This is a genomic window from Cystobacter fuscus (genome assembly GCF_044360685.1).
GTDB classification, from domain to species: Bacteria; Myxococcota; Myxococcia; order Myxococcales; family Myxococcaceae; genus Cystobacter; species Cystobacter fuscus_C.
On sequence record NZ_CP043491.1, the window covers coordinates 3,094,458 to 3,117,751 of the forward strand.

Sequence of the window (23,294 nt, forward strand, 5' to 3'; positions counted from 1 at the left end):
GACCGCCCCACGAAACTGGGGCAGGCTCACCCGGGAACAACGCGTGGTCTGCGTGCAGCTCACTCTGTCGAATCGAAACGGGCGAGGGCGAGCGCGAATGCCGGGTAGCGCTGAGCCAGATCGGCCAGCTGGTTACGAAATTCCTCCGTTCGATCGGCTGGCTCCAGCATCAGCATCGGCAGGTACTCCGCAACGTCCAGCACCGCGGCGACATCACCACTCCTCCCCTCATAGGCCATGCTCCTCGCCAAGACCAAGACGGCATTGATAGCGGAGAGCGCGTTTCTACTCTTCAAGCTTGAAATCACAGGTGGCCTCCCACTCCTGGTACGCTACCGTGACGCCTGGAATCGGTGTGCCTCTTGTTCCCGGCCGCACGAGAGAGGGACGGGGGCCATGTGGAGGGGGAGGGCAGGAGCCGAGGGGCCGAGGATGGCCGCTGGCAGGGGTCGCCCGAGCGCGGAGCTGCAGGTGCTCTCTCTGGAGTTGAAGAAGCGAGCCAATGAGCAGATGTCGGCCTACCTTGCCCTGGCCTCATTTTTCGAGAATCGAGAATGATGCGAAGACGGTCCTGGCGGGGCAACTTCGCCTTTCCCGTGGCGACAATCCCGGCACGAGCAGTCGACTCGCCACGATTTCCAGGGGACACCAGGTATGAGCTTCGGATCCAATGTTCACGGCACTGGTCGCGGCGGGTCGCGCCCCGTTCACACCCCCCCGACCCGGAAGACTCCCGAGCACGGCCGTCCCGACGCGGCGCACACCCCCACCGTGCTGGCCGACAAGAAGGGCCAGCGCGAGCTGGGCGACACCAAGAGCAAGGATGTCTTCAAGCACACCTCGCACAACGGCACGCGGGTGACCGCGAACACCACCGGCTCCTACTTGAAGGTCGAGGGCGGCGCCAAGGTGCACCGCAGCCACGACGGGTTGGTCGCCGACTTGAAGTTGAAGATCGATGCCAACGCGATCAGGGCGGGCACGGAGGTGAGCCGCACCTTCACCGTCACGCACGGCGATGATCGCATCGACATGAAGGTGAAGCTGGGGGCCGAGACCAAGGTGGGCGCCGATGGCGAGCTCCGGCTCCGGCTCAATCTCACTCCGAAGAACCCGTCCTTCAACGCCGGGGGCGAGGGGTTCGCGGGCGCCCGGGGCACCCTGGCCGGCACCATCAAGGTGGCCGTCAACGACAACAAGGTGCTGGGCAGCGACATCAAGATCAACATGGGCGTGGGCGTGGGGGCCGCGGCCTCCCTGGAAGGCTCGCTGACCCACTTCAAGGCCAAGGCGTTCGCGGCTGTCGGCGCGGGCGTCGGCATGGAGTTGGATGGCCGGGCGTACACGAGCAACATCGTTCGGGCCACCTGGGATCTCGCCCACTGAACCCCACCGCCTTCTGGCCAGGAGTCCGAGATGGCATCCGATGCGGCAACCGAAGGGCTGCGTTGTCTGAAGGTGGGACGCTTGGAGGACGCGGTTCGCGCCTTCCATCGAGGGCTGTGGGCCCAGCCGGACGATGAGGCGTGCCTGCTGGGGCTCGCTCGGACCCATCTGGCCCAGGGCGATGCCGCCGGGGCCGAGCCCCACCTGCGGCGTCTGGTCCAGTTGTGCCCGGAGCACCTGGAGGCCCGCAGCCACCTCGCCGTCCTCCAGGCGTCCGCGGGGGACGCGGCGGCCGGTGAGCGGCTCGAGGCCATCGCCGCCGAGCCCACGGCGGGCTTCTTCGAGCACTACAACCTGGGTCACTTCCTGCTGGAGCGAGGGGACGAGGCCGGCGCCGAGGCGGCCTTTCGGGCGGGACTCCAGCGCTGGCCCGACAATGCCTTCGCCCTGTTCGAGCTGGGCCGGCTGGCCTTGCGCCAGGAGCGCATCGACGAGGCGATCGAGCTGCTCGGCCGTGCCACGAAGCTCAGCTCCGACAAGCGCCTGCCCGTGCTGCTGCTGTCGCGGGCCCACACCCTGAAGGGCGAGCTGGGCCAGGCCCTCAACCTGGTGCGTCTGGCGTGCAAGCTGTCACCGGACGATCCCGTCCCTCACGAGGACTTCTACCGGTTGTGCATGCTCGCGGGGGACTTTCCGGCGGCGGCACAGAAGGCCATTGACCTGCGGCTGCGGGTGCCCGGGCATGCGGACTACCTGTACATGCACGGAGTGGCACTGCTCGCCAGCGCCGAGTTCGTCCAGGCGCGCGCGGTGCTGGAGGAACTCTGCCAGCAGGTCCCGGAGTCCCTCGAGGCCCGGCGAGCACTGGCCCAGGCCTGCGAGCAGCTCGAGGACCTGCCCGCCGCCCAGACGTTGCTGGAGGACGTGGTGCGGCAGGCGCCCACGGACGTGGACGCGGTGAACGACCTGGCCACCCTCTACTTCCGGATGAAGGGAGGAGCGGAGCGCGCCCGCGGCATCCTGGCGCGCGCCCTGGCCGCGCACCCCGAGCATCCCGGCCTCCACCTCAACCACGCCATCGCCCTGCTGGATAGCGACAAGGGGGCTGCCCAGCGGCACGCGAGCAAGGCCAGCACGAGCGCGGATCACGCGGTGCGCGTGCAGGCCCAGCAACTGCTGCGACGGTTGGGCGCCCGGCCGTGAAATTGAAACTTCATTGAATTCTGATATTTCCTGAATTACACTCTTCGCCTGTACTCTTGTCGGCCGCACTGGAGTTCCCAGTCGTGGCAACAAGGAGAAGCGATGAAGAGCACTTCTGGACGTACTCAGCGGGCGGCGCGTGCCGTCCTCCTCCCGGCGTTGTTCCCCATGCTGTGGCTGGGGTCGGCTTGTGGCGAGCCGCCCCTGGACGACACGCGGGGGGCGCCCGTGGTGACCCAGGAGCAGGGCGCCTCGGACGCCAACCTGTATGACTCGTTCACTCGGGCCAACCACGACTCCCGCCTGTACAGCCTTGAGCAGGGCGTGCACGCGTGGACCCCGAATCCCTATTGGGGCAGCGCCTGGGGCATCATGTCGGGCCGCGCGTACCTCTCCAAGGACGACGGCACCTGGATGGACCACTACGCCACGGTGCCCGGCAGCGCGAACGTCCGGGTGATGGTGACGCTGGCCGCGCTGGGCGAGTTCTCCGGCCTCACCTTCCGCCACGTCGACCGCGGCAACTGCTGGAAGCTGGCGACGGACCTCGGCGCGGGGAAGTACTTCCTCACGAAGTACGAGGGCTACACGCAGTACTTCCCGCTGCAGATTGAGCAGGCGCCCGTCGCGGGGGACGTGCTCGAGGTGCGCGCGTCCGGCACCCGCATCGACGTGTACATCAACGGCGTGCACAAGGGCGGAGTCAACGACGCCTCGCACCAGTACGCCACCCGCGTCGGCCTGCTCGCGAGCCAGGACAACCTCGCGCGCTTCGACGAGTTCAAGGTCTACACGCAGGGCACGCGTGACGCCACGCTGCAGCCCTTCACCTCGAACTCGGTGTGGAACCTGCCCATCGGCCAGGAAGCGGTGTACGCGAGCACCACGGACCCGGCGACGCGCGACTTCCTCGCCACCTGGTTCGACAACCGGACCATCAACGCCTGGGCCAACTGGAACGAGTACTCGCACCCCATCAGCTTCGCGTCCACCACCGACCCGTGGGCGACGGTGTCGGACTCCAACGACTCGTCGCGCAACGGCACCTACAACGTGCCCGCCACCGCGACCATCGCCAACGGCAGCGACAAGCACATGCACGTGGTCAACCCCTCGCGGACGTACATCGACGAGGCCTGGGCCACCACGCGCCAGTCGACCACGGCGTACACCGTGGGGCGCCACCACAAGATTGACCTCTACGGCAGTGGCCTGGGTCCGCAGAACGGCGTGCGCGCCTACGGCGGCGCCGCGGTGGGTGGTCTCATCCGTGCGTGGGAGACGACGCCCACGCACCCGAAGTACACGGGGAAGATTCAGCACGCCATCGCCCTGGCGGTGGACCGCGCGCAGCTCTATTACAGCGGCGGATCCAGCGGCTACGACTCCAAGGGCTACGGCACCGCGAAGGGCTACGTCTGGCCCGCCACCGAGCAGGACTGGAACAGCGAGTGGAACTACAAGGGCAACGTCCCCATGGGGGCGTACTTCGCCATTCCGCCCTCCGTGGACATCAACGCGCAGGGGCTGACGGCGGACGGGAAGATGGTGGCGCAGGCGCTCCAAGACCACGGCGCCTACGTGACGGACGCGACAGTGGGGGCGGTGACCTTCTACGTGGAGCCGACGGCGCCCTCGACCTTCGCGGCCAACCTCCGCAAGGACGCGGCGAAGCTGCGCTCGCTGCTGCGGCGGGTGACGAACAACAGCGCCGCCACGCCCAACGGCCCCGGCGCGCGCCGCGTGCCCATGCTGCCCGACCTGGCGACGCCCCAGCCCTGAGTATGTCGCCAGAAGTTTTCGACACCTACAGGGCCCATTCCCCTCTGGGAATGAGCCCTTTGTGTAAAGGAACTTTTGGTCACCTACTTAGAACGCGCCCAGCAGAAAGACCTTCAGAAAGATCAGGACGATCCCCGCGGGGACCGCGAGCACCAACGCCAGTCCGTGCATCTTGAGGAGGCCGGACATGCTCTCGCGGCGGAGGCCGAGGCTGGAGATTCCCACGTACGCCGCGACGCTGCACCACATAAGCGCCAAGCCCACCCCATTCAGGTCGATCGTGGCGCCGCCCGAGGACCGGAACATCGGGAACGAAGCGATCCCCGCCAACAGGAGGACCACGCCCAACAGCACCCGATGCACCAGCACACGCTGCTTCGGGTCCTGCTTCTCGGAGTCGGCGTCTCCGGCCAGTTCTTCCGTGGTGTTCTCGGACATCGTGGAGCGGAGTCTACACGAGCCGGTGCACGCTCCCCAACGGGTGCTCCCCCGCCAGCCGACCGGCGAGGCCGGAGCTCCGTGGAGGACACGCCGGTCGGAGGCGCTACCTTCCAGGTGGAGCTGCCGGATCCCGCGCTCGCGCGGGTCTAGCGTCCGTGCCCCGCCGGTGGGAGCACGCCGGCGGGAAAGGTGTTCGGGTTCGCGGGGTCGACTCCCGACTGGAGCATCGCCCGGATGTACTCGCTGTTGGCATTGCACAGGGGAGTGCCGGTCGAGGAGCGGACGATGAATGTCTTCCAGGCCAGCAGCGCACCATCCGGCATCTTCCGGGTCTGCAGCAGGAAGTCCTTCTTCCTGTCGGGTGCCGTCACCTTGTCGTCGGCGTTGCGCGTGTCGCGTGCGCCGCGCGTGTTGTAGAGCGCCTGGGTGCCCAGGATGTCGTCGTTGAGCGAGTCCTCGAAATAGAGCTGGGAGGTCACGCTCTCGGTGCCCGCGACCTTGAGGGTGAAGTGGATGTGCACGGCCCGGGTCGGGTACCAGCCAGGAAAGCACGTATTGAAATCCACCCGGCCCTCCTCGTTGGTCGTCTGCACTCCGCGGAACCAATGCGCGGCACGCGCCTGCTTGTCCTCCGCGTTGCAGATCGCATGCTGATCCTCGCCCGAGTACGTCCCCTTGGGTCCGGCATGCCAGATGTCCACGCTGACACCTGGCACCGGCTGACAGGCCTCATCCAGGACCTGGAACGCGAGCCGCACGGGCAGTCCCGCCTGCCCCTCGCTGATGTCCTTGCGCACCCGTGTGCTCCCATAGCAGGGGCCCACGACCTGCTCGCACGTCAGCGCGCACACCTCTCCTCGCGGCAAGGAGAAGGGATTGGGGTAGGAGCCGGCCCCGGTCATCGCGGCGGTACCTCCGGTGGCCCAGCCCCCGCTCCCCCGTTTCAGGGAGGGCTTCGCCCATGCCAGGAGTCGGGGAAGGGGCGCCACCACCATGGCCATGCCCATCGCGCCGAGCAGCCCCCGGCGCGTCATTCTCTTCGTCATCGTGCTCATCGGAAACCTCCAGTGAAGTCTGACATGGTCTTGCTCAATGCCAGACGAGACATCAAGACCACATGCTCTGTTCGTCCCCTCGGGAAGGAGGGAGGCCGCGTCAGTTCGACGCGGCACGCGCGATGTCGGGCTCAAGCCTGGCCAGGAACCCGTCCATCGTCTCCTTGCCCATGTCGACCCCCTTCGCGCCCCCGCCCGCGACGATCGTCACGTCGGTGATGCCAATCACGTTCAGGATCAGGTGCAGATACCGCGTCGCGATGTCGCGCTCCCGGATCGGCGACCCTTCGGTATACACACCGCCCGAGGCGAGCAGGACCGTCGCCCGCTTGCCCGTGACGAGGCCCTGCCCGTCGTGGCCCAGCGTCAATCCCTTGCGCACGATGTGATCCACCCACGCCTTCAAGGCCGCCGGCACGTTGTAGTTGTAGACCGGCGTGGCGATGACGAGGTGGTCGGCGCCAAGCAACTCCGCGACGAGCGTGTCCGACAGCCGGAGCGCTTCCTTCATCGCCGGTGAGTGCTGCTCGGGCGGCGTGAAATAGGCCTGGAGCCAGGGCGCGGTGACGAACGGGAGCTCGGTCTCCTGGAGATCCCGCACGAGCACTTCGCCGCCCGGATGCGCGGCCCGCCATTGGGAGACGAAGCGGCGGGTCATGTGGCGTGAAATCGAATGGTCGCCGCGCGGGCTGGTTTCGACGACAAGAAGCTTGGGCATGAGGGTTCTCCTGCGAGGGGGGCAATGCGGAAGGACGGCATGAAGCTACGCGCCGCCTCTCCCTAGCGGGAGTGATTAAATCATGATGATCTCCATCGGCGTGGATGATGGACCATGCTGAGCAACCCCTCCCTGGATCAACTGCGCGTCCTCGTGACGATCGCCGACACGGGCAGCTTTTCCGCGGCCGGCCGCCACCTCAGCCGGGTGCAATCGGCGAGCAGCCAGACCGTGGCGACGCTCGAGGAGCAACAGTGGGACGGCTACTGTAGGCCGATGCTGTCCCTCGGGCTGGCGTTGTGGTCTGGCTGCGGCAGCTCGCCCACGGCTGACGGGCGGATGCCGCCGACCCCTACGCGACCGGCTGCCTCAGGATCGTGCGCAGCTTCGCCGGCTCGACCTTGCGGAAGTCGCTGAGGTAGATCTCGTGGTGCTTGCCGGTCATCGTGAGCCCCTCACCCGGGATGAACTCGTGATGCATCTTCTCGAGCACCGGCGCCTCATCGTCGAACGCGCCGACGTGCAACGTCTGTACGCATCGCCCCTCGTCGAGTGTTTCGAGACGCACCTTGTCGAGGCTCGCCGGCCGATCTCCAGCGGCGACCTTGGCGACAGCGGCGTCGAACATCTCGGGCGTGATCCAGTCCGGCACCATGATCATCGCGGTCCAGTCCCACTTGGACTTGTCGCGCGAGGAGGTGAAAGATGCCATGTCGTCTGACCACCACAGCGCTTCGAGCGGCATCACAACGTAGTCGCGCCCGAGCTGCTGCTTGCTCGCGAATTTGAGTTTGTACGCGACCGGGTATAGCGCGGAGATCGCGTCGGTGTACTGCTGTGCGGTGTTCGGGTCTCCGTGACCGTCCACCATGAGGTACTGCGTCGGTGGAACGTCGACGATCCGGTAGACACCGCGCTTCGCCTGATAGGAATCGAGCGTCTTCTTGAAATCGATCTTCTGCTCGGACATGTCGGAGCCTCGCGATGCCGACGGCTTGCTCGACGAGGCCGACGAGGTGGAGCTCGATCGCTTCATCGTCGGCCTCGAGTAGACGCCGGCCCCAGGCCGGGAACGATGGGTGTGCACCTCATGGGCAGAGCGTCCACTACCTGGGCAGCCCTGAGTAGTCAGCCGGGCCCGCGAGCTGACCGCCGTCGACGGCGAGCTCCGCACCGGTGACGAAACTGGAGTCGTCGGAAGCGAAGAAGAGCACGGCGCGCGCGATGTCCTCGGGCTCACCGACACGGCCGAGGGCGATGCCGCTGGTGTCGAACACGACGTCGGCGGTCATGGGCGTCCTGGTCTGCCCGGGGTGCACCGCGTTGACGCGAATCCCGTAGGGGCCGAGTTCCAGCGCCGCGGTCTTCGTGAGTCCGCGGACGCCCCATTTGGCGACGACGTAGCCGGACATCCGCGGGATGCCCTGGAATCCGCCCACCGAGCCGATGTTGACGATCGAACCCCGCTTGAGCTTCCGCATTCCCGGTGCGACGGCCTGAACACCGTTGAACACACCGATGAGGTTGACGTCCAGCATCCGCTGCATCCGTGCGAGATCCCAGTCCTTCAGCTCGCCAGGGTCGGCGATCCCGGCGTTGTTGACGAGGATGTCGACCGTACCGAAGCGCCGTTCGGCGCCGTCGACCACGGCTGACCAGGACTCCGGCGACCTGACGTCGAGAGTGGCGGCGGTCACCTTCGGGCCGAGTTCGCTGGCGAGCTTCTCGGCGCTCGCGATGTCGACATCGGCCGCGATCACGTTGGCGCCCTCCGCGGCGAGGAGGCGCACCGTGGCCGCGCCCATCCCCTTGCCTCCGCCCGTGACGATGGCCGTGCGCCCTTCTACCTTTCCCATGGTGTTTCCTTTCTGATAGGTGATATGTCACCCTCCTGGTTATATGCTTTGTCACTCGTATCCGCTTGTCAAAAGTGCACGGCGTGGTTCGCGCAGCTCGCGAGGCATCGGAGGCCCGTCGCCATCGGTGGGGCCCGCGTATCGTGAATCTCGAGGCGCTCATGCGCGTGGGCGCGGCAACAGTGGAGGGCAACCTGAATGAAGGAGCTTGACGAACGTGAGCGACGCGCATGGTCGGGGCTGCTCAGGATGCAGGACGACCTGCGCCGTCACATCAGCCGACAGCTCATGCAGGACAGCGGGCTCTCCTGGGCCGATTTCGCGGTCTTGTTCGGGCTCTTCCAACAACCCGACGGCCGGCTCCGAGTGTTCGAGCTGCGCGATCTGCTGCGCTGGGAGAAAACGCGGCTCATCCATCAGGTGTCGCGAATGGCCACCCGCGGCCTCATCGAGCGGCAGGCCTGCCAAGACGATAGCCGCGGGAGCGTGGTCGCTCTCACCGAGGCGGGGCGCGAGATCATCCAGGCCGCGGCCCCGCGCCACCTTCAGGACATCCGGGAGGTGTTCTTCGACGTGCTCAGCCCACGGCAACTGGACGTCCTGGCCGATGTGGCGGAGGCGGTTCTCGACAACATCGACAAGAAGGACGGGCGGGAGTCCGACCTCGAGGAATGACGTCGACGCGCCCCGTCGAGGTGGCGCGCTCACCCTTTTTCCTGGACTCTGAGCCTGCCCCAGCAGTTGCGGTAGACACGTGAGTCCCGGCCACTCGGCACTTCTCTCCACCAGGCCCTCTTTCACCCCATGGGCCAGGACGTAGTGCAACCGCTCCACTAGCGCCGTGTCGTCCAGCACTGGCTCCGCTGAGTAGCGCCGCTCCCAGAATCCTCCACTCCAGTCCACCAACCTCCCCACTACCACCTCGTTCACCTCCGCGCTGGGGCGCAGCAGCAGCCGTCCCTGGATGCACCTGGACGTAACGAAGTAATAGCTGTACGAGTCCTTTGACACCTTCCCCAGATCTAGCAAGCCACCCCTCGTGAGGGGTGGCCGCTTACATCAGCACGCAAGCAGTCGCGCTGGGGTGTGAATCAGAATCTGATCCACTTCTTTCTGGGTAAGGCCATTCTCAAGGAGCATCGGGACTACGAAGTTGAGCATGTGAGCAATGCCTGCCCCGCCGTTTTTTCGGCTTTGGCTGCGCATCCAAAGATCGGTTCCTATGACTAGCCGGTCGCCGTAGCCAGCCTTCACATACTGGTAAATGGCGGCGAGGGAGATAGGATCGTATTCGGGAACCATTCCCTCTCGCGTTTCGGCCCATGCAGCACCAGCGCCGAACAGGTCGAACGACAGCACGAAGCCCCGATCCATCGCCCAGTACCCCATGTCGAACTTGGGCGCGAATAATTCGGGATTCTTCATGAGAGTCTTGTACATCAATGGGAACAAGTTGCTGGAAAAGTGCGACAGAACCATCTTGTCCTTGGGCATGCCGAACTTGATTGCTATCTCCAAGAACTCTTCGAAGGTCTTGTCTCCGAGCATGAAGGCGTGCACGGTGACCGGGACACCAGAGTTACGACACACACTGGCGGCTGCTTCCAAACCATGTAGAAGCGGCTGATCCTCCGTTGCTTTTGTTCCATAGTGGATACTATCGGCCAGCAGCTTGATGTTGCCGCAGCAAACATCGGTGTCGTCGATTCCGACGAATATTTCCTTTTCGAAGAAGTTCGTCAGTTCTTTGACGTTCATCTTCTTGAATTTCGCCGGCAGCATCATGTTGGAATTGATTCCTGTACTCATGATGATGTTGACCCCGGTCTCCGCCGACATCCTGCGTACCGTTGTAGGCGTGCCGCGCTCGTAGGTTGGACTGCAGTCCAGAATGGACTTGCCTCCCAACGCGGCGTAGTCACGGAGCTCTCCGAGCATCATCTTTTCGTCGAGCAGGAACTGGTCTTTGGCGTTGGCGTAGTAATGCGTCAGGTAGTATCTGTTTTGCAGGGATATGGGGTTGCCTTTCTCCGGGAAGAAGCGTTCCGGGACCTCATCCGGGTCGGAAAGTGGTGCCAGCTTCTTCAGGGTCTCGGCGTCGAACGTCATCAGTGCTTCTGCGGTACCCATGATTTTGTCTCGCAGTACATGCTCGTGCATGTCTGTGATTCCCAGGTGTTCCGCAGCCATCAGCCCTCGAACGGTGCGCACGTTCTTACCTCCGGCCTTGGCGGCTATTGGCAATGGTGCGAGTTGGCTAGAAACAGGAGTAGATTTACTGGCACAGCCGAATAGCAAGCTGCCTGCCGCGCCAGCAAGCGCCGCCGTCCCGGACATTCTGAGAAATTCACGCCGGCTTTTTAAGCTCTGATTCTCCATGACTATCTCCGGTTAAGAGGTGAATTACTCGTCGCGACCAAGCTTCTCGCGCGGTACGGTGTCAAGGTGCCGTAGCGGCGCGAGCAATTCGGGCAAAGCCGGTTCGTGTCCGGCTTTGCCCAACCACCGCAAGGCGGGTTGAGTCCACTCGCCCTCGGAGCCGTTAGATGAGGGAGCGCATTCGTTGACCAGCTTCTGGCCGATCACGTACGAGTTGGACGTACTGCCTTCCTGGATCGCCCGGGCGACTGAACAGGCAGCGCGAGCGCTTACGCTTCATGCCATTTCGGATGAGATTGCTCAACAGAACAATCGTGATGTCAAAGAGGTAACACGCGTTCTGTTGGTGAGGTCTACCTGCGCCCGGGTACAAAGCTAGTCGCGACCGAGCTTGTCTCTCGGGATGGTGTCGAGGCTATCCAGCAGATCAGCCGCCAGGATGGCCGTCGGTTGTAACTGGTCCTGCGCCACCTTGTCGAGCGTGTCGACCGCGTCGTACAGGTATGCCGGTGCGGAGAGGATGCTGATGACAGGGAAGTGCAGATGCCTGTGGATCGTGCCGACGTCAGTGGGCAGGCCCGAATCGGCGGTAAACAACTCCGTGGACACGACGACGCTGCGGCGGAAGTCGTGCTTCTTTACCTTTTCGCTCATGAGATCCAGCAGCGATGGGGAAGTGAGGAACAACCGCGGGTCGACCTGTCCGGTCATCACCTGTTGACCGTTCTTCACGACCATTTCTCGTGCGACGTGCTCCACCGTGACGTTGGCCACCACGTCTATGCCGCCTCGAACGATGTAGTTCAAAGCGATGTCGTCATGCGCCGCATAGTCAGTGAAATGCGTGTCCATGACCGCGAACATCATCCCGCGCTGGCGAGTACCGGCAGGTTGACTACCATAGTACTTTGCAAGAGCAAGCACTTCCGCAACGCCACTGGCATCCTCCACCGCGCCCATGAATCCGGAATCGTGGTGTGATTGAACCATCAGCGTCTCCGCGGTCTTGCCAGGCAGATGGCCTATGACGGTTCGGTATTGGACCGTCTTGGTTTCACCTTCGAGCACCAGTTTTCCGGTCGCGTTGGGCGTTTGCGTCAGGATCTTCTTGAGCACCGCCCCGTCCCGATGGTTCACCCACAGACCGGGAAGACTCAGCATGAAGTCGTCATCGACCAGGTAGCCGACATCCTCGTTGTAGAACTGGTTGCTCTCGAAGTAATTAGACAGAATGCCGATGAAGCCGACCGCGCCGCCTTCAACGGCCGAAGCGAAGTTGAAGGGGAAGTTATTTGGCGAGAACGGATCCAGCCGCGTTTCGCCGAAGAGCGTCTTGTCGGGGTCATACACCAACTTCGCTGCGCCGGTGTACTTCGCCAAATCCAAATTGCTCAGCACGACGTCCGCCACGACGAATTTTCCTTTGACGTCGATGCCTGACAAGTCCTTAAGATCGCCGACGTAGACAAACTCAGCATTGAGCCCGCCGGGACCCGTGGAAAACTTTCCTTCTCCGCCTGTGGAGAAACTGTGGCGCATGTAGAAGGATGGAATCGTGGTGCCTGCCACTTTCAGGCCCCATGTCTGGGCGTCCCATTGAAGGGTGTCTCCTTTCCGGATTGTTACCTTCTGAAGTCCAAACTCCTTGAACTTCGCGGCGATGTAGTCGGTTGTCTTGATACTGGACTCGGTCCCGGAGCGGCGCAGGCCGAACGCGGTGATGTCCTCAATGAAGCGAAAGATTTCCTGATTGTTTGACATGGTCGCGCGAGCAGCGGGCGCGTGCGGCACCGCGCCGCACGCGACGAGGAGGGCAGCCGACATGGTGACTGCCGCGACCCAGGCACCGCCTAATGCGAACGACCTCCTGATCGTAGATTTCATGCTTTCTCCGTTGGTAGTCAATGGATGAGCGCGGCTCGCAAGCTGCCGCGCCTTGATGATGGTGGACAGCGAGTTGCACAGACATAACTCGTGCACGTACGTGGGTTGAAAGGCCCATCTGTCGACACCAATTTCGCACGTCATTCCGCCGTCGGCCCTCCGGCGTTTGCCACTGTCCTGCGAAAAACCGCCTTTACGCAGGCGCATAACATTTGTCATGTAGGCAGGACAACGCTTGTTATGTCATGCGCAAATATGGAAACCCCTTGGAATCTCGCGCCTGGTTTCCGATAATCGTTGGGACGGACCCACGCGGGGCTGACGAGTGTGCGGAATCCCACCTTCACGCCAGCGCAGGGAGCGGCCTGAGGCTGGGCGCCATAAGAGGAACGATAGATAGGACCACAAGCAAGGCCGGCAGGAAGCCGAACAACCACACCATGGCTTTCGCGTATAGGCGGGATAGAAGCCATGTTGAGGGTGAGGGCTGGCGCGGAGGGGCCGAGAAGGGCCGCTGCCGAGGCCAGCAAGGCCGCGCGCCGCGCCGGGTACACGGGACGGTACAACCCCTTGGGGCACACCCCTGCCCTGGCCGCCCTCGCTCGAGCAGAGTGGCAGGCAGTTGGGGCGTGTGGACAGCGGCTGCGCCAGGTTGAGCACCACGCCCGCTGGGGTGGTCCCCGGGCCGGGGCCCGCTTCAGCGCCTGCGTGGGCAGTCCCAGCTGCTCTCCTATCGAGCGCACCCCGGCGGGGGACGTCACATCCGCCAGCACCTTTCGCCTGCCTCCACACCGCGCACAGGCGAACACGTCCAGTGCGAACGTCCTGCGGAGCAGCCCGGCCCACTCCACCCGCGCCGTCCTCTGATTCCTTGGCTCCTCCACCGTCGCGGCCAAGCAGACCGAGCGACCAGGCAAGACCGTCGACGCCGTCGAGCGCTCCAAACACGGTGGGATTCAGATAGGCCGCGAGGGGCATCGCGAATGACTGGACGTTCATCACGAGGATGCCGAGCAGGCAGAAGCCCCGCGGGGCATCGAGTGTGGTGAGGCGCTCACGCTGGCTCATGCGATGGAGATTATGAAAGAATGCTCGCATTCAAAACTCGCGGCGGGCTCGCGTTCGAGGGGCCGTGTGCAGGAAGGTGACGATGCGCGCAACGCTCAGAAGTTCCAGGAAGAATGGCGCCCGAAAGCAACCCTCGCAGGCCCGCAGCAAGGCGCTGGTCGACGTACTGATTCAAGCGACAACTCGCATTTTGCTCCGCGAAGGCTGGCAGGCGCTGACCACCAACCGGATCGCGCGCGCCGCGGGGGTGAGCGTGGGCAGCCTGTATCAGTACTTCCCGAACAAGGAGGCGCTGCTGCTCGCGCTGGTCGAGCGGATCGCCGACGAGATGACGGCGCACTGGATCGAGCTGGGCACGTCGCTTCACGACGCGTCGGTCGACGAGGGGATCGCGACGCTCGTGCGTGTCGCGCTCGACATCTCACGGCGCGACGCGCCGCTCTACCGGGCTGTGCTCGTCGAGCTGCCTCGCCAGGGCACACTTGAGCTCTTCGATCGCGTCAACCGCCGACTCGCCGACGCGCTGGCCGAATGGTTGTCGGCGCGACGCGACGAACTCGACGTCGTCGACCCGTCACTGACGGCGCACATCCTGGTGACCTCGCTCGACGCGCTCACCGACCACACGCTGCTCTTCCGCCCGGAGCTGCTCGACAGCCCGCGCTTCGAACGTGAGCTCCGCGCGCTGGTGACCGGCTACCTTGGAGTACGTCGCCCAGCGCCCGTCCAGCAGTGCCCGCCCCGCGAACGCTCCCGGCGTCGCCGCACACGCACGACCTGACGCTGGCAGCGCACATGAACCGAAACCTCGAGGATGCCGATGCGCTCGTCTCGGCCGCGCAGCCGCTCGCTTCTAGCGCAGCGCCGCGAGAGCCGCGTCGACCTTCGCCACCGTCACCGACACGGGCGTCGTCACCTCCGGAGCGAAGATGGCCACGCGGAGCTCCTCGAAGACCCACCGCAGCTCCTGTGCCGCCTCCTGGTTACGCATGGTGGCGCACCTGGCGAGGAAGGTCTCCCACAGGGGGGTGAAGGGCGCGGCCTTCCCTGCGTCCTTGCCGGGGTTCGCCACCGCACGTGACAGCCGTGCCTGGGCCGCGCGGAGGTAGCGCGGGTAGTTCAGCAAGCGCGCGAAGGGAATCCACTCGATGAGGTTCGCGGGGAACAGGTGCCCGAGCTGCGAGCGGATATCCCGCACGGCCGCCGCGCCGCTCGGCCCCTTCGATGCTGCCTTGAGTGCGGTGAGTGTCGCGGCGAGCTCCGAGGAGGTGGCAACGACGGCGTTCGCCCAGTCCCGGGCCGCACTCTCGATGCGCGGTGAGCCCTCACGGACCAGCGCCTCGAAGGCCGCCTTCGTGCGGGGCAGCGGCGCACCCGGTGCGAGCTTGAACGCATCGTCGACGCCGCGTGCGAGGACGAGCGCCCGGAAGGCGTCGGCCTGGCCCCGCGCGGGCGGCGCGCCGTCCAGGGACGGGAAGGGCGGCGGCATGCGCGCGGCGCTGACGGCCACGTGTCCGCGCGCGGCGAGCATCAGGAGCCGGCGGACCCCCGTGCGCGTGGCCGCGTCGGCGGCGGAGGAGGTCTCGAGCAGCACCAGGTCCACGGCAGTGCCCCGGTCGACGAGCGCGGGGTAGCTGCGGATCTCGAGTGCGCCGACCCGCCGGGTGACCATGGGGGGCAGCTCGCCGAAGGTCCAGGCCGTCAGCCCCTTGCGCTCCCAGTCCGAAGTCGGTGCCGCGCTGCGCAGCGCCGCCCGTGCATGTCCCCCGTACTGCTCGAGCAGCGCGTCGGCGTCGCGGCTCCGCGCGAGCTCCTTTCCCCGCTCGTCGAGCACCCGGAGCGTGATGCGCAGGTACGGCGCCACGGCATCCGCCCGGAGGGACTCCTCGGGCACGTCCACGCCGCACAGCCGGGACACCGCACGCGCGAGCGCTGGAATCATCGGCCCGCGGAAGGGCACGAGTTCCTTCTCGAGACGGTCGACCAGCTCCGGCACCGGCCCCAGTTGCTTGCGCTGGGCGCGGGGGAGCTGCTCGAGCAGGGCGGTGAGTTTCTCCCGCTGCCACCCGGGGATGGTCCAGTCGAGCTCACCCGGGACCAACTGGGCGAGCAGCAGCAGCGGCACGCTCAGGGTGATGCCGTCGTCCTCGGCCGCGGGGTCGAAGGTGTACGTCACCGGCACGGACGTGCCGTGCAGGGTGATGGCGTCCGGGTAGTGCGCCGGGGACAGGCCCGGGTCGTGCGAGAGGGCATCCTCCATCGAGAGGACGAGCACTTCGGGGTCGGCCGCCTCGGCCTTGCGGCGCCAGGCCTCGAAGCTCGCCCCATCCGTCACGTCCGCCGGGACGCACTGGTCGAAGAACGTCAGCAGCGCCTCGCTGTCGAGCAGCTCGCTGCGCCGGGCCTTGTCCCGCAGGCGCGCCACGCGCTCGAGCACCTGGCGGTTCTTCTCCTGGAACGCCCCCCGGGTGCGGTACTCGCCGCGCACCAGGGCATGCTCGAGGAACATCAGCCGTGCCCGCTCGGGGTCCATGCTGGCCAGGGACACGGGGCGCTCCTTGAAGACTTGAAGCCCGAAGAGGGTCGCGTTCTCCTTCACCACGGCGCGCGCGGACTTCTCCGACCAGTGCGGTTCGGAGTAGCTGCGCTTGAGCAGGTGGGGGGCCGCCGCCGCGAGCCACTCCGGGTCGAGCTTCGCCACGGTGCGCGCGAACAGCTGGGACGTCTCCACGAGCTCGAACGCCATCACCCAGGCCGGAGGCTTCTTCGCGAGCGCCGACGAGGGGTGAACCATGAAGCGCGTCTGCTTCGCGCCCGTGTAGTGGCGCTGCTCCGGATTCCACTGGCCGATGCGGGACAGGAGCCCGGTGAGGAGCGCCTGGTGCAGGGCGTCCCCGCGCGCCGGGGCGCCCCGGCCCTTGCGCGGCAGGCGCAGCTCGCGGACGGTCTCCTCGAGCTGGCGCTGGACGTCCCGCCACTCGCGCACCCGCAGGAAGGACAGGAAGTTGTCCCGGCACACGCGCCGCAGATGGGATGTCCCCCGGCCCTCGGCCTCGCGCACGAAATCCCACAGCTTGAGGAGCCCCGTGAAGTCCGAGTGCTCGTCACGGAAGCGCCGGTGCAGCTCGTCCGCCTTCTGCGCGAGCTCCCGTGGCCGCTCGCGCGGGTCCTGCAGGTTGAGCGCCGCGGCGACGATGAGCACCTCGTCCAGGCACCCGTACTCGGCGCCGGCGAGAATCATCCGCGCGATGCGCGGGTCCACCGGGAAGCGCGCGAGCTGGTGCCCGAGCGGCGTCAAGGTGCGCTCCTTGCCCTCGATGGCCCCGAGCTCCTCGAGCACCCGCCAGCCCTCGGCGATGGCCCTCGGCTGGGGCGGGTCGAGGAAGGGGAAGTCCTCGACGTCACCGAGGCCGAGGGACTTCATCCGCAGGATGACCCCCGCGAGCCCGGTGCGCTTGATTTCCGGGTCGGTGAAGGCGGGCCGCGTGGTGAAGCTCGCCTCGTCGTAGAGGCGCACGCAGATTCCCTCGCGCACGCGTCCGCAGCGCCCCTTGCGCTGGTCGGCGCTGGCCTGGGAGACCGGCTCGATGTGCAGGCGCGTGGTGCCCGAGCGTGGGTCGTAGCGCGACAGGCGCGCCACCCCCGTGTCCACGACGTACACGATCCCCGGGATGGTGACCGACGTCTCCGCGACGTTGGTGGCGAGGATGACCCGGCGCTGGGGGATGGTGGCGAAGACGCGCGACTGCTCGGCGGCCGACAGGCGCGCATACAGGGGCTGCACCACCGTGCCGCGCAGCTCGCGCGCGTTCAGGGCATTCTCGGCCTCGCGGATTTCCCGCTCCCCGGGGAGGAAGACGAGGACGTCCCCGTCCGGGTCGAGCGAGAGCACGTCCGCCACCGCATCGGCGACGGAGTCGGCGAGCTCGGCGTCCTCGGGGGGAGGCTCGTAGAGCACGTCCACCGGAAAGGTCCGGCCCTCCACCTGGATGACCGGAGCCCCCCCGAAGAACCGCGAGAAGCGCTCGGTCTCGATGGTGGCCGAGCTCACCACCACCTTGAGGTCGGGGCGCCTGGGGAGGAGGCGCTTGAGCCACCCCAGCAGGAAGTCGATGGTGAGGCTGCGCTCGTGGGCCTCGTCGAGCACGATCGTGTCGTAGCGGCTCAGGAGCGGGTCGCCGTGAATCTGCGCGAGCAGGACCCCGTCGGTCATGAACTTCACGGCCGTCCGCCGGGACGAGCGGTCCTCGAAGCGAATCTGGTAGCCGACGTCCGTGCCCAGCTCCGTGCCGAGCTCGCGTGCCACGCGCGCCGCCACGCTCGTCGCGGCGATACGCCGGGGCTGGGTGACGCCAATCTGGCTCGGGCGGCCGCGCCCCATGGCGAGCAGGACTTTGGGCAGCTGCGTCGTCTTCCCCGAGCCGGTGGCCCCCGCGACAATGACCACCTGATGGGCGGTGATGGCCGCGGTGATGTCCTCCACCCGGCTCGAGATGGGGAGCTCGGGGGGGAAGTGCAGGGTGGGCAGGCCGCCGGGGGCGGGGAGGGGTGAGTCGCCGGACATGGCGGCATGGCCTATCACTGATGCGCACGCTTCGCCCCTGACGAATGTACCCCAAGGGGCCGCGCGGCCTCTCTACCGGCCGGGCGCACTGCTCGGGCTCGTTCCCGCCGGCTGACGGAACGCGTGCCAGGCGGGAAGTGCGTGGATTCATGGGCCCTGCTCGAGCGGGTACCACCGCGGCGCGCATGCCGATGCCGCCGCGGTGAGCCCGCCGCCCGGGAATCAGCTGCAGGTGTTCGTACAGGTGGTGGACTGCGCCGTCCACTGGCAGCTCTTCCAGCTCTGCTTGTAGAAGACCTTGCGGCCGTACTGGTAGGTCTCGCGCGTATAGTCGGTGTAGGAGTACAGCGGCGCGTTGTTGGCGCAGTACTCGCCCGTGCTGTAGGGCCCGGTCGTGCACGAGTCCGAGCTGACGTACCGGCCGCAGGCCGCCTGCGCCGAGCGGTCCTCGGGCTCCTCGTTCAGGCGCTCATGGGTGTACACACGCGTCGAGCCATCCGGGCGGACCTCGAAGGAGAGCCCGGAGACCTCCTCGCTCGGCAGCGCGAAGGTGAGGCGGGTCGCGCCTTCCTTGTGCTCCACGACGCCCTGGCCGAGGTCCACCTGGATGTCCTTGGCCTTCGCCAGCCAGGAGACCGTGGCGCGGAAGCTCTCGTCCGCGGAGGCCTGATCCAACAACTGGTGGGCTTCGTTGTCCGCGGGCTGCTCGACGCCGCAAGCAGAGGTGAGCAACGACAGGGAGGTCAACAGGAACGCCACTTGCTTCTTCATGATGATTGTCCTTTCCGAGTGAAAGCACCGCACCCGCGGCGGCCACCCGTACCGGTGGTTCGTTCCACCGGCTGGTCTGGCCGCCGCGTTGTTGAAAGGACGGGATCCGGGAAGATCCTTACCTGGGGATTTTTCGGTTTTATTTTCCGCGCGGGGAGGGGTCCATCCCGGGGCGTGTGACCGACTGCCGGGGGACGCACACGAACCGCGGGAGAGCCACTAAAGTCGAGGCGGGCGCGCATCGCCGCCCTGGCCCGGTGCATGCCGCGATGCCTCGTCGGAGGAGTGCGAGGCTCCCTCGGATGGGGGGTGCTGCCGGCGGTGGGGTCGTTCAGAATCCGGTTTCCACTCAGAGGGCCACATCATGAGCAACTCGAATCGAAAGACCGCCAGCTTCGGGGTTCCTTGGGAAAAGGCGTATGGCTACGTGCAGGCCGTACGCGTGAACAACACCATCTACGTCTCCGGCCAGCTTTCGCACACCCCGCGGGGCGAGCTCGTCGCTCCGGCAGCGCTGGGCGCGGACGGCAAGCCCGCGGACTTCTCGACCATGGAAGCGCAGATGAAGCGCACCTACGAGAATGCCGAGGTGCTGCTGGCCGAACTGGGCGCGACCCTGGCGGACGTGGTGGAAGAAACGCTGTTCGTGCTCGACGTTCCGTCTGCCTTCGCAGCCAGTTCGAAGGTGCGGCCGCTGGTCTACAAGCAGGCGGTGCCGCAGGTTGCCAGCAATCTGATCGGCGTGTCTGCCTTGGCCTTCCCCGAGCAGCTGATCGAGATTGCATTCAGGGCGGAAGTCCAGGGCTGAGCCCGGCCGCGCGCTCGCATCGGCGAGCCGTTGCCGGCTACGCCGAAGCGCCCAGCGACGCCTGTGCCAGATGGGCGAGCTGGCGCGCGGCGACGAGCAGCCCGTCGATGACGAACTCGCCCACGTGTTCGTCGTCTTCGGCGCTCAGCCCGCGCAGCGAGCGGCTGAGCGCCGCCAGGTCGCAAGGCGTAGTGAACGAATCGCGGGCGCGGGTCCAGGGACAGCCATCGGCGCAGTCGCCGCCGCGGATGGTGTCCAGGCAGGCGAAGAAGCTCGGTGGTGCGCCAGCTCAGGTCGTTGCGGCGGGTGAGCCCCAGCCAGATATTGCCTTCGCTGCTGCCTCGTCTGGGGTAGAGTGCGAGCCCGGTGAAACCCAAGTCTCCCCTGGCGCGTACCGCCGATGCTCCGGCTGCTTCATCCTCCGCCGGAGAATCAGACGAGGAATTGATGGCGCGCTTCTGCCAGGGTGATGCACGGGCCTTCGACGTCCTCTTCCAGCGCTATGCGCGGCCCATCCACGGCTACCTGGCGCGGATGACGGGCCAGGTGGCCGCGGCCGAGGACCTGTCCCAGCAGACGTTCCTGTCGCTGGTGAAGGCGCGCGGGCGCTTCCAAGAGGGCTCGCGGGTGAAGCCGTGGCTGTACGCCATCGCCACCAACGCGGCGCGCGACTGGCAGCGGCGCAAGCGTCCCGAGGAGCTGACGGACGAGGGAGAGCTGCCCGCCCAGGTCGCCTCGGAGCACGGCGGCCCCCGGGACCTGGGCCTGGAGAACGCCGTGCAACGGGCGCTCGCCCAGTTGCCCGAGGGACAGCGCATCCCCATCGTCCTGCACCGCTTCGAGGGGATGGGCTTCGCGGAGATCGCCGAGTCGATGGGGCTGACGGAGTCGGCGGTCAAGGTCCGTGCCCACCGGGGCTACGCGCGGCTGCGCGAGTTGCTGTCCGCCCTCGAACAGGAGGCGAAGGAATGAGCGCCGAGTGCACGCGCGTGCTGGAAGCCCTGGGCCAACCCCTCTCGCCGGAACTCGCCGCGCATGCGGACGGCTGCTCGGAGTGCCGGGCCCTGCTCGAGGGCTTCGACGCGCTGGAGTCCCTGCCCGTTCCGGGAGCCGCTCGGCCTCCCCCCGACCTGGAGCCCGTGCGAGCCGTCGCCCTGGATGCGCTGGCGGCGCAGCCCAAGGCAACTCCCTGGACGTCCGACGCCTGGAAGCTCGGGGGCCTGTACACGGGCTTGATGGCGCTCGTGACGCTCGTCTTCGCGGCGAAGGACCGCCTGTGCAACACGGCGCCCCTCGGGGTGGTGGTGGGGCTGGCCGTCCTCCTGCTGCTGTCCATGGGGGGCGCGCTCTGGGTGGCGCTGGCACCCGCGCGGCGCCTGGGCTGGCTCGGGGTGGGCACCGGCGCGGTGGGCGTGGCGCTGCTGGTCGTGCTGGGCGGCTCGGGGCTCGTCAACCCCCACAGGGGCTTTGTCGAGGGGTGCGTCTCCTGCGTGCGCACGGGGGCGCTCTTCTCGCTCCTGCCCCTCGTCGCCACCATGGCCATGCTGCGCCGCATGGCCTTCCACGCCGTCCGGGCGGTGGCCGCGGGACTGGCCGCGGGCGCGGTGGGCTTGATCCTCCTGCACGTGCACTGCCCCGATGGGAGCCCCGGGCACCTGGCCGTCTCCCATGTGGGGCCCTGGCTCGTGCTGGGCGCGCTCGCCCCCTGGGTGCGAGCCCGTCTGCGCACCACCCGCCACGCCCCCTGAGTCGCCTCTTCTCGGAGGGCGACGTCGGCTCGAGTCAGGGGGCCGCGAATCCGAGGAGCACGCCCGAGGCGATGAGCTCGGCCCGCGTGGCTTCCAGGTCCTCCACCGGGAGGCCCGCCTCCGCGGCGGTCGCGTCGAGTCCCTGCCCCGCGTGAACGGCCCTGAGCACGTGCAACTCGAGGGCGCTGGCATTGCCCCGTCGGAAGTTTCCCTCGGGATCTCGCCAGAAGAGGACGAGGCTCGCGCGAGGCTCGGGGGCGTCCGCGCGCGCGGTGGGCTCGGCGTCCATCCATTCCACCAGATCATGGCGGTAGGGCCGCAGGTCCACCGTCGAGGCCAGACAGGGGCGTGGCCCCTCCTGCTCGCGATCCGGAGCGACGAGCACTTCCCACTCCCACCACTCCACGTCCGCCAGCTCTGGCAGCCACTCGGGCAGACCCTTCGCGGGGGCGTAGTGGGTGAGGAACTCCGGAAGGTGGGCACCATTGGCGTTGAGCTCGGCGGCGCGCATGGGGTGGGCGCGGTAATACGCCTCCACGAGTGCGGCCCAGCCCTCCTCTCCCTGGCGATCGCGCACCGCGCGCACGCAGTGCGGGTAGAGCCCCTCGAGCACCTCGAAACGATGGCGTTGGCACATGCGCCCGTAGAGGGCCAGCCGCCGGGCATCCATGACCCGCGCTTGCTCGGGTACGCCATAGAGGGCCTGGACCGCCTCCCGGTGCGAGGCCTCGCCCTGGAGAAAAGGCGTGATGGCGCCGAAGAACTCGCGCAGCTTCATCGTGCGTCCTCCGGCATGCCAAGCGCCGCGTGGGCATGCGCGCGAGCGCGCTCCAGCTCGTCCAGGACTTCGTCCAGTGGGGGGAGGTCCTGGTCCCATTCCACCAGGGTCGGGATGAGCCGTCCGGCCCGCCGCAGCGTGTAGCGGTACAGCTCCCAGACCTCGTCGATGATGGGCCCGATGTGCGTGTCGATGATCAACCCGTCGTCCTGCCGCGTGTGCCCCGCGAGGTGCAGCTGACGCACGCGCTCCAGGGGCATGGCATCGATGAAGGCGCGGGGCGCGAAGCCGTGGTTGACGGCGTTCACATAGACGTTGTTGACGTCGAGCAACAACCCACAGCCCGAGCGCTCCACCACGGAGCGGACGAAGGTCGCGTCGTCGAATTCGCCGCCGGGCATGTGCGCATAATAGGAGATGTTCTCCACGAGCAGCGGCGCGTCCACCCGTTGCTGCGCCTCGCGGATGCGGCTCGCGGTGTGCTCGACGGCCTCTTCACTGAAGGGCAGGGGCAGCAAGTCCTGGAAGTGCACTCCGTTGGCCGAGGAGTAGCAGAGGTGATCGCTCCACCACGCGAAGTCCGTCTGCTGGCGAAGTGCCTCGAGGGAGTCGAGCAACGGGGCCTCGAGTGGATCCGGGCCTCCCAGCGAAAGACTCACGCTGTGGGACACCAGGGGCCAGCGCTCGGCGCACGCGTGGAGGATCCGGGCGCGCTCGCCTCCAAACCCCACCCAGTTCTCCGGTGTGACTTCCAGCCAGTCGATTCGTCTGTCCGTCGCGAGCAACTCTCGCGCGTAGGCGCGGCGCAGACCGAGACCAATGCCTTGGATGGAGGTGGGCATGAGAGGGGTTT

General features: G+C 66.8%; 21 protein-coding genes. 9 read left to right on the forward strand and 12 right to left on the reverse strand.

Features of this window, described 5'->3' with window-relative positions:
• Window positions 1–59 precede the first annotated feature (59 nt).
• The gene (locus tag F0U63_RS12760; RefSeq protein ID WP_395846165.1) at window positions 60–239 is read right to left on the reverse strand and encodes a hypothetical protein; all 180 of its coding nucleotides are present in this window, start codon (window positions 237–239) and stop codon (window positions 60–62) included.
• A gap of 415 nt (window positions 240–654) precedes the next feature.
• Between F0U63_RS12760 and F0U63_RS12765 the strand changes: the two genes are divergently transcribed.
• The 3 genes from F0U63_RS12765 to F0U63_RS12775 all read left to right on the forward strand — a co-directional run bounded on the left by F0U63_RS12765 (window position 655) and on the right by F0U63_RS12775 (window position 4,371).
• Complete coding sequence (locus tag F0U63_RS12765; protein WP_395846166.1) at window positions 655–1,386, forward strand: hypothetical protein; 732 nt, start codon at window positions 655–657, stop codon at window positions 1,384–1,386.
• A gap of 30 nt (window positions 1,387–1,416) precedes the next feature.
• Entirely contained in the window at window positions 1,417–2,589 is a 1,173-nt protein-coding gene (locus tag F0U63_RS12770) for a tetratricopeptide repeat protein (RefSeq protein WP_395846167.1), read from the forward strand.
• A 102-nt stretch (window positions 2,590–2,691) separates the two neighbouring features.
• The gene (locus F0U63_RS12775; RefSeq protein WP_395846168.1) at window positions 2,692–4,371 is read left to right on the forward strand and encodes a hypothetical protein; all 1,680 of its coding nucleotides are present in this window, start codon (window positions 2,692–2,694) and stop codon (window positions 4,369–4,371) included.
• 87 nt (window positions 4,372–4,458) lie between these two features.
• Here F0U63_RS12775 and F0U63_RS12780 read toward each other — a convergent pair whose 3' ends face one another.
• The 3 genes from F0U63_RS12780 to F0U63_RS12790 all read right to left on the reverse strand — a co-directional run bounded on the left by F0U63_RS12780 (window position 4,459) and on the right by F0U63_RS12790 (window position 6,585).
• On the reverse strand, window positions 4,459–4,809 hold the full coding sequence (locus F0U63_RS12780) for a hypothetical protein (RefSeq protein ID WP_395846169.1): 351 nt from the start codon (window positions 4,807–4,809) through the stop codon (window positions 4,459–4,461).
• Between the two features lie 149 nt (window positions 4,810–4,958).
• The gene (locus F0U63_RS12785; RefSeq protein ID WP_395846170.1) at window positions 4,959–5,867 is read right to left on the reverse strand and encodes a protocatechuate 3,4-dioxygenase; all 909 of its coding nucleotides are present in this window, start codon (window positions 5,865–5,867) and stop codon (window positions 4,959–4,961) included.
• Window positions 5,868–5,967: 100 nt separating this feature from the next.
• On the reverse strand, window positions 5,968–6,585 hold the full coding sequence (locus tag F0U63_RS12790) for an FMN-dependent NADH-azoreductase (protein ID WP_395846171.1): 618 nt from the start codon (window positions 6,583–6,585) through the stop codon (window positions 5,968–5,970).
• A gap of 114 nt (window positions 6,586–6,699) precedes the next feature.
• Here F0U63_RS12790 and F0U63_RS12795 point away from each other — a divergent pair, with 114 nt between their 5' ends.
• Entirely contained in the window at window positions 6,700–7,002 is a 303-nt protein-coding gene (locus F0U63_RS12795; protein ID WP_395846172.1) for a LysR family transcriptional regulator, read from the forward strand.
• Here the strand turns inward: F0U63_RS12795 and F0U63_RS12800 are convergent.
• Together F0U63_RS12800 and F0U63_RS12805 are read right to left on the reverse strand one after the other, a co-directional pair.
• The gene (locus F0U63_RS12800; RefSeq protein ID WP_395846173.1) at window positions 6,938–7,555 is read right to left on the reverse strand and encodes a GyrI-like domain-containing protein; all 618 of its coding nucleotides are present in this window, start codon (window positions 7,553–7,555) and stop codon (window positions 6,938–6,940) included. The genes F0U63_RS12795 and F0U63_RS12800 overlap by 65 nt on opposite strands.
• A gap of 136 nt (window positions 7,556–7,691) precedes the next feature.
• Window positions 7,692–8,441: an SDR family NAD(P)-dependent oxidoreductase gene (locus F0U63_RS12805; protein ID WP_395846174.1), complete on the reverse strand. Its 750-nt coding sequence runs from the start codon at window positions 8,439–8,441 to the stop codon at window positions 7,692–7,694.
• 198 nt (window positions 8,442–8,639) lie between these two features.
• Between F0U63_RS12805 and F0U63_RS12810 the strand changes: the two genes are divergently transcribed.
• A complete protein-coding gene (locus F0U63_RS12810; RefSeq protein WP_395846175.1) occupies window positions 8,640–9,116 on the forward strand; it encodes a MarR family winged helix-turn-helix transcriptional regulator in 477 nt (158 codons plus the stop codon).
• 384 nt (window positions 9,117–9,500) lie between these two features.
• Here the strand turns inward: F0U63_RS12810 and F0U63_RS12815 are convergent, their stop codons facing one another.
• Window positions 9,501–10,820, reverse strand: coding sequence for a twin-arginine translocation signal domain-containing protein (locus tag F0U63_RS12815; protein WP_395846176.1), 1,320 nt, complete (start codon window positions 10,818–10,820; stop codon window positions 9,501–9,503).
• 375 nt (window positions 10,821–11,195) lie between these two features.
• Window positions 11,196–12,911: a M28 family peptidase gene (locus F0U63_RS12820; protein ID WP_395846177.1), complete on the reverse strand. Its 1,716-nt coding sequence runs from the start codon at window positions 12,909–12,911 to the stop codon at window positions 11,196–11,198.
• 943 nt (window positions 12,912–13,854) lie between these two features.
• Here F0U63_RS12820 and F0U63_RS12825 point away from each other — a divergent pair.
• Window positions 13,855–14,553: a TetR/AcrR family transcriptional regulator gene (locus tag F0U63_RS12825; RefSeq protein WP_395846178.1), complete on the forward strand. Its 699-nt coding sequence runs from the start codon at window positions 13,855–13,857 to the stop codon at window positions 14,551–14,553.
• A 72-nt stretch (window positions 14,554–14,625) separates the two neighbouring features.
• On the opposite strand, the gene hrpA is transcribed toward F0U63_RS12825, so the two are convergent.
• Both hrpA and F0U63_RS12835 read right to left on the reverse strand, forming a co-directional pair.
• Window positions 14,626–18,336 (reverse strand): ATP-dependent RNA helicase HrpA, encoded by a 3,711-nt coding sequence (gene hrpA / locus F0U63_RS12830; protein WP_395846179.1) that lies wholly within the window; start codon window positions 18,334–18,336, stop codon window positions 14,626–14,628.
• Window positions 18,337–18,558: 222 nt separating this feature from the next.
• Window positions 18,559–19,107, reverse strand: a complete 549-nt coding sequence (locus F0U63_RS12835) for a hypothetical protein (RefSeq protein WP_395846180.1) — start codon at window positions 19,105–19,107, stop codon at window positions 18,559–18,561.
• 364 nt (window positions 19,108–19,471) lie between these two features.
• On the opposite strand from F0U63_RS12835, the gene F0U63_RS12840 reads away from it, so the two are divergent.
• From F0U63_RS12840 to F0U63_RS12850, 3 genes are all read left to right on the forward strand, one after another.
• Window positions 19,472–19,915: a RidA family protein gene (locus tag F0U63_RS12840; protein ID WP_395846181.1), complete on the forward strand. Its 444-nt coding sequence runs from the start codon at window positions 19,472–19,474 to the stop codon at window positions 19,913–19,915.
• 366 nt (window positions 19,916–20,281) lie between these two features.
• Window positions 20,282–20,887, forward strand: coding sequence for an RNA polymerase sigma factor (locus tag F0U63_RS12845; protein WP_395846182.1), 606 nt, complete (start codon window positions 20,282–20,284; stop codon window positions 20,885–20,887).
• Window positions 20,884–21,663: an NrsF family protein gene (locus tag F0U63_RS12850; protein ID WP_395846183.1), complete on the forward strand. Its 780-nt coding sequence runs from the start codon at window positions 20,884–20,886 to the stop codon at window positions 21,661–21,663. The genes F0U63_RS12845 and F0U63_RS12850 overlap by 4 nt, the downstream gene beginning before the upstream one ends.
• A gap of 34 nt (window positions 21,664–21,697) precedes the next feature.
• Here F0U63_RS12850 and F0U63_RS12855 read toward each other — a convergent pair whose 3' ends face one another.
• Together F0U63_RS12855 and F0U63_RS12860 are read right to left on the reverse strand one after the other, a co-directional pair.
• Window positions 21,698–22,441: a putative DNA-binding domain-containing protein gene (locus tag F0U63_RS12855; protein WP_395846184.1), complete on the reverse strand. Its 744-nt coding sequence runs from the start codon at window positions 22,439–22,441 to the stop codon at window positions 21,698–21,700.
• Window positions 22,438–23,283 (reverse strand): DUF692 family multinuclear iron-containing protein, encoded by an 846-nt coding sequence (locus F0U63_RS12860; protein ID WP_395846185.1) that lies wholly within the window; start codon window positions 23,281–23,283, stop codon window positions 22,438–22,440. Before F0U63_RS12860 ends, F0U63_RS12855 begins: the two co-directional genes overlap by 4 nt.
• Window positions 23,284–23,294: the final 11 nt, after the last annotated feature.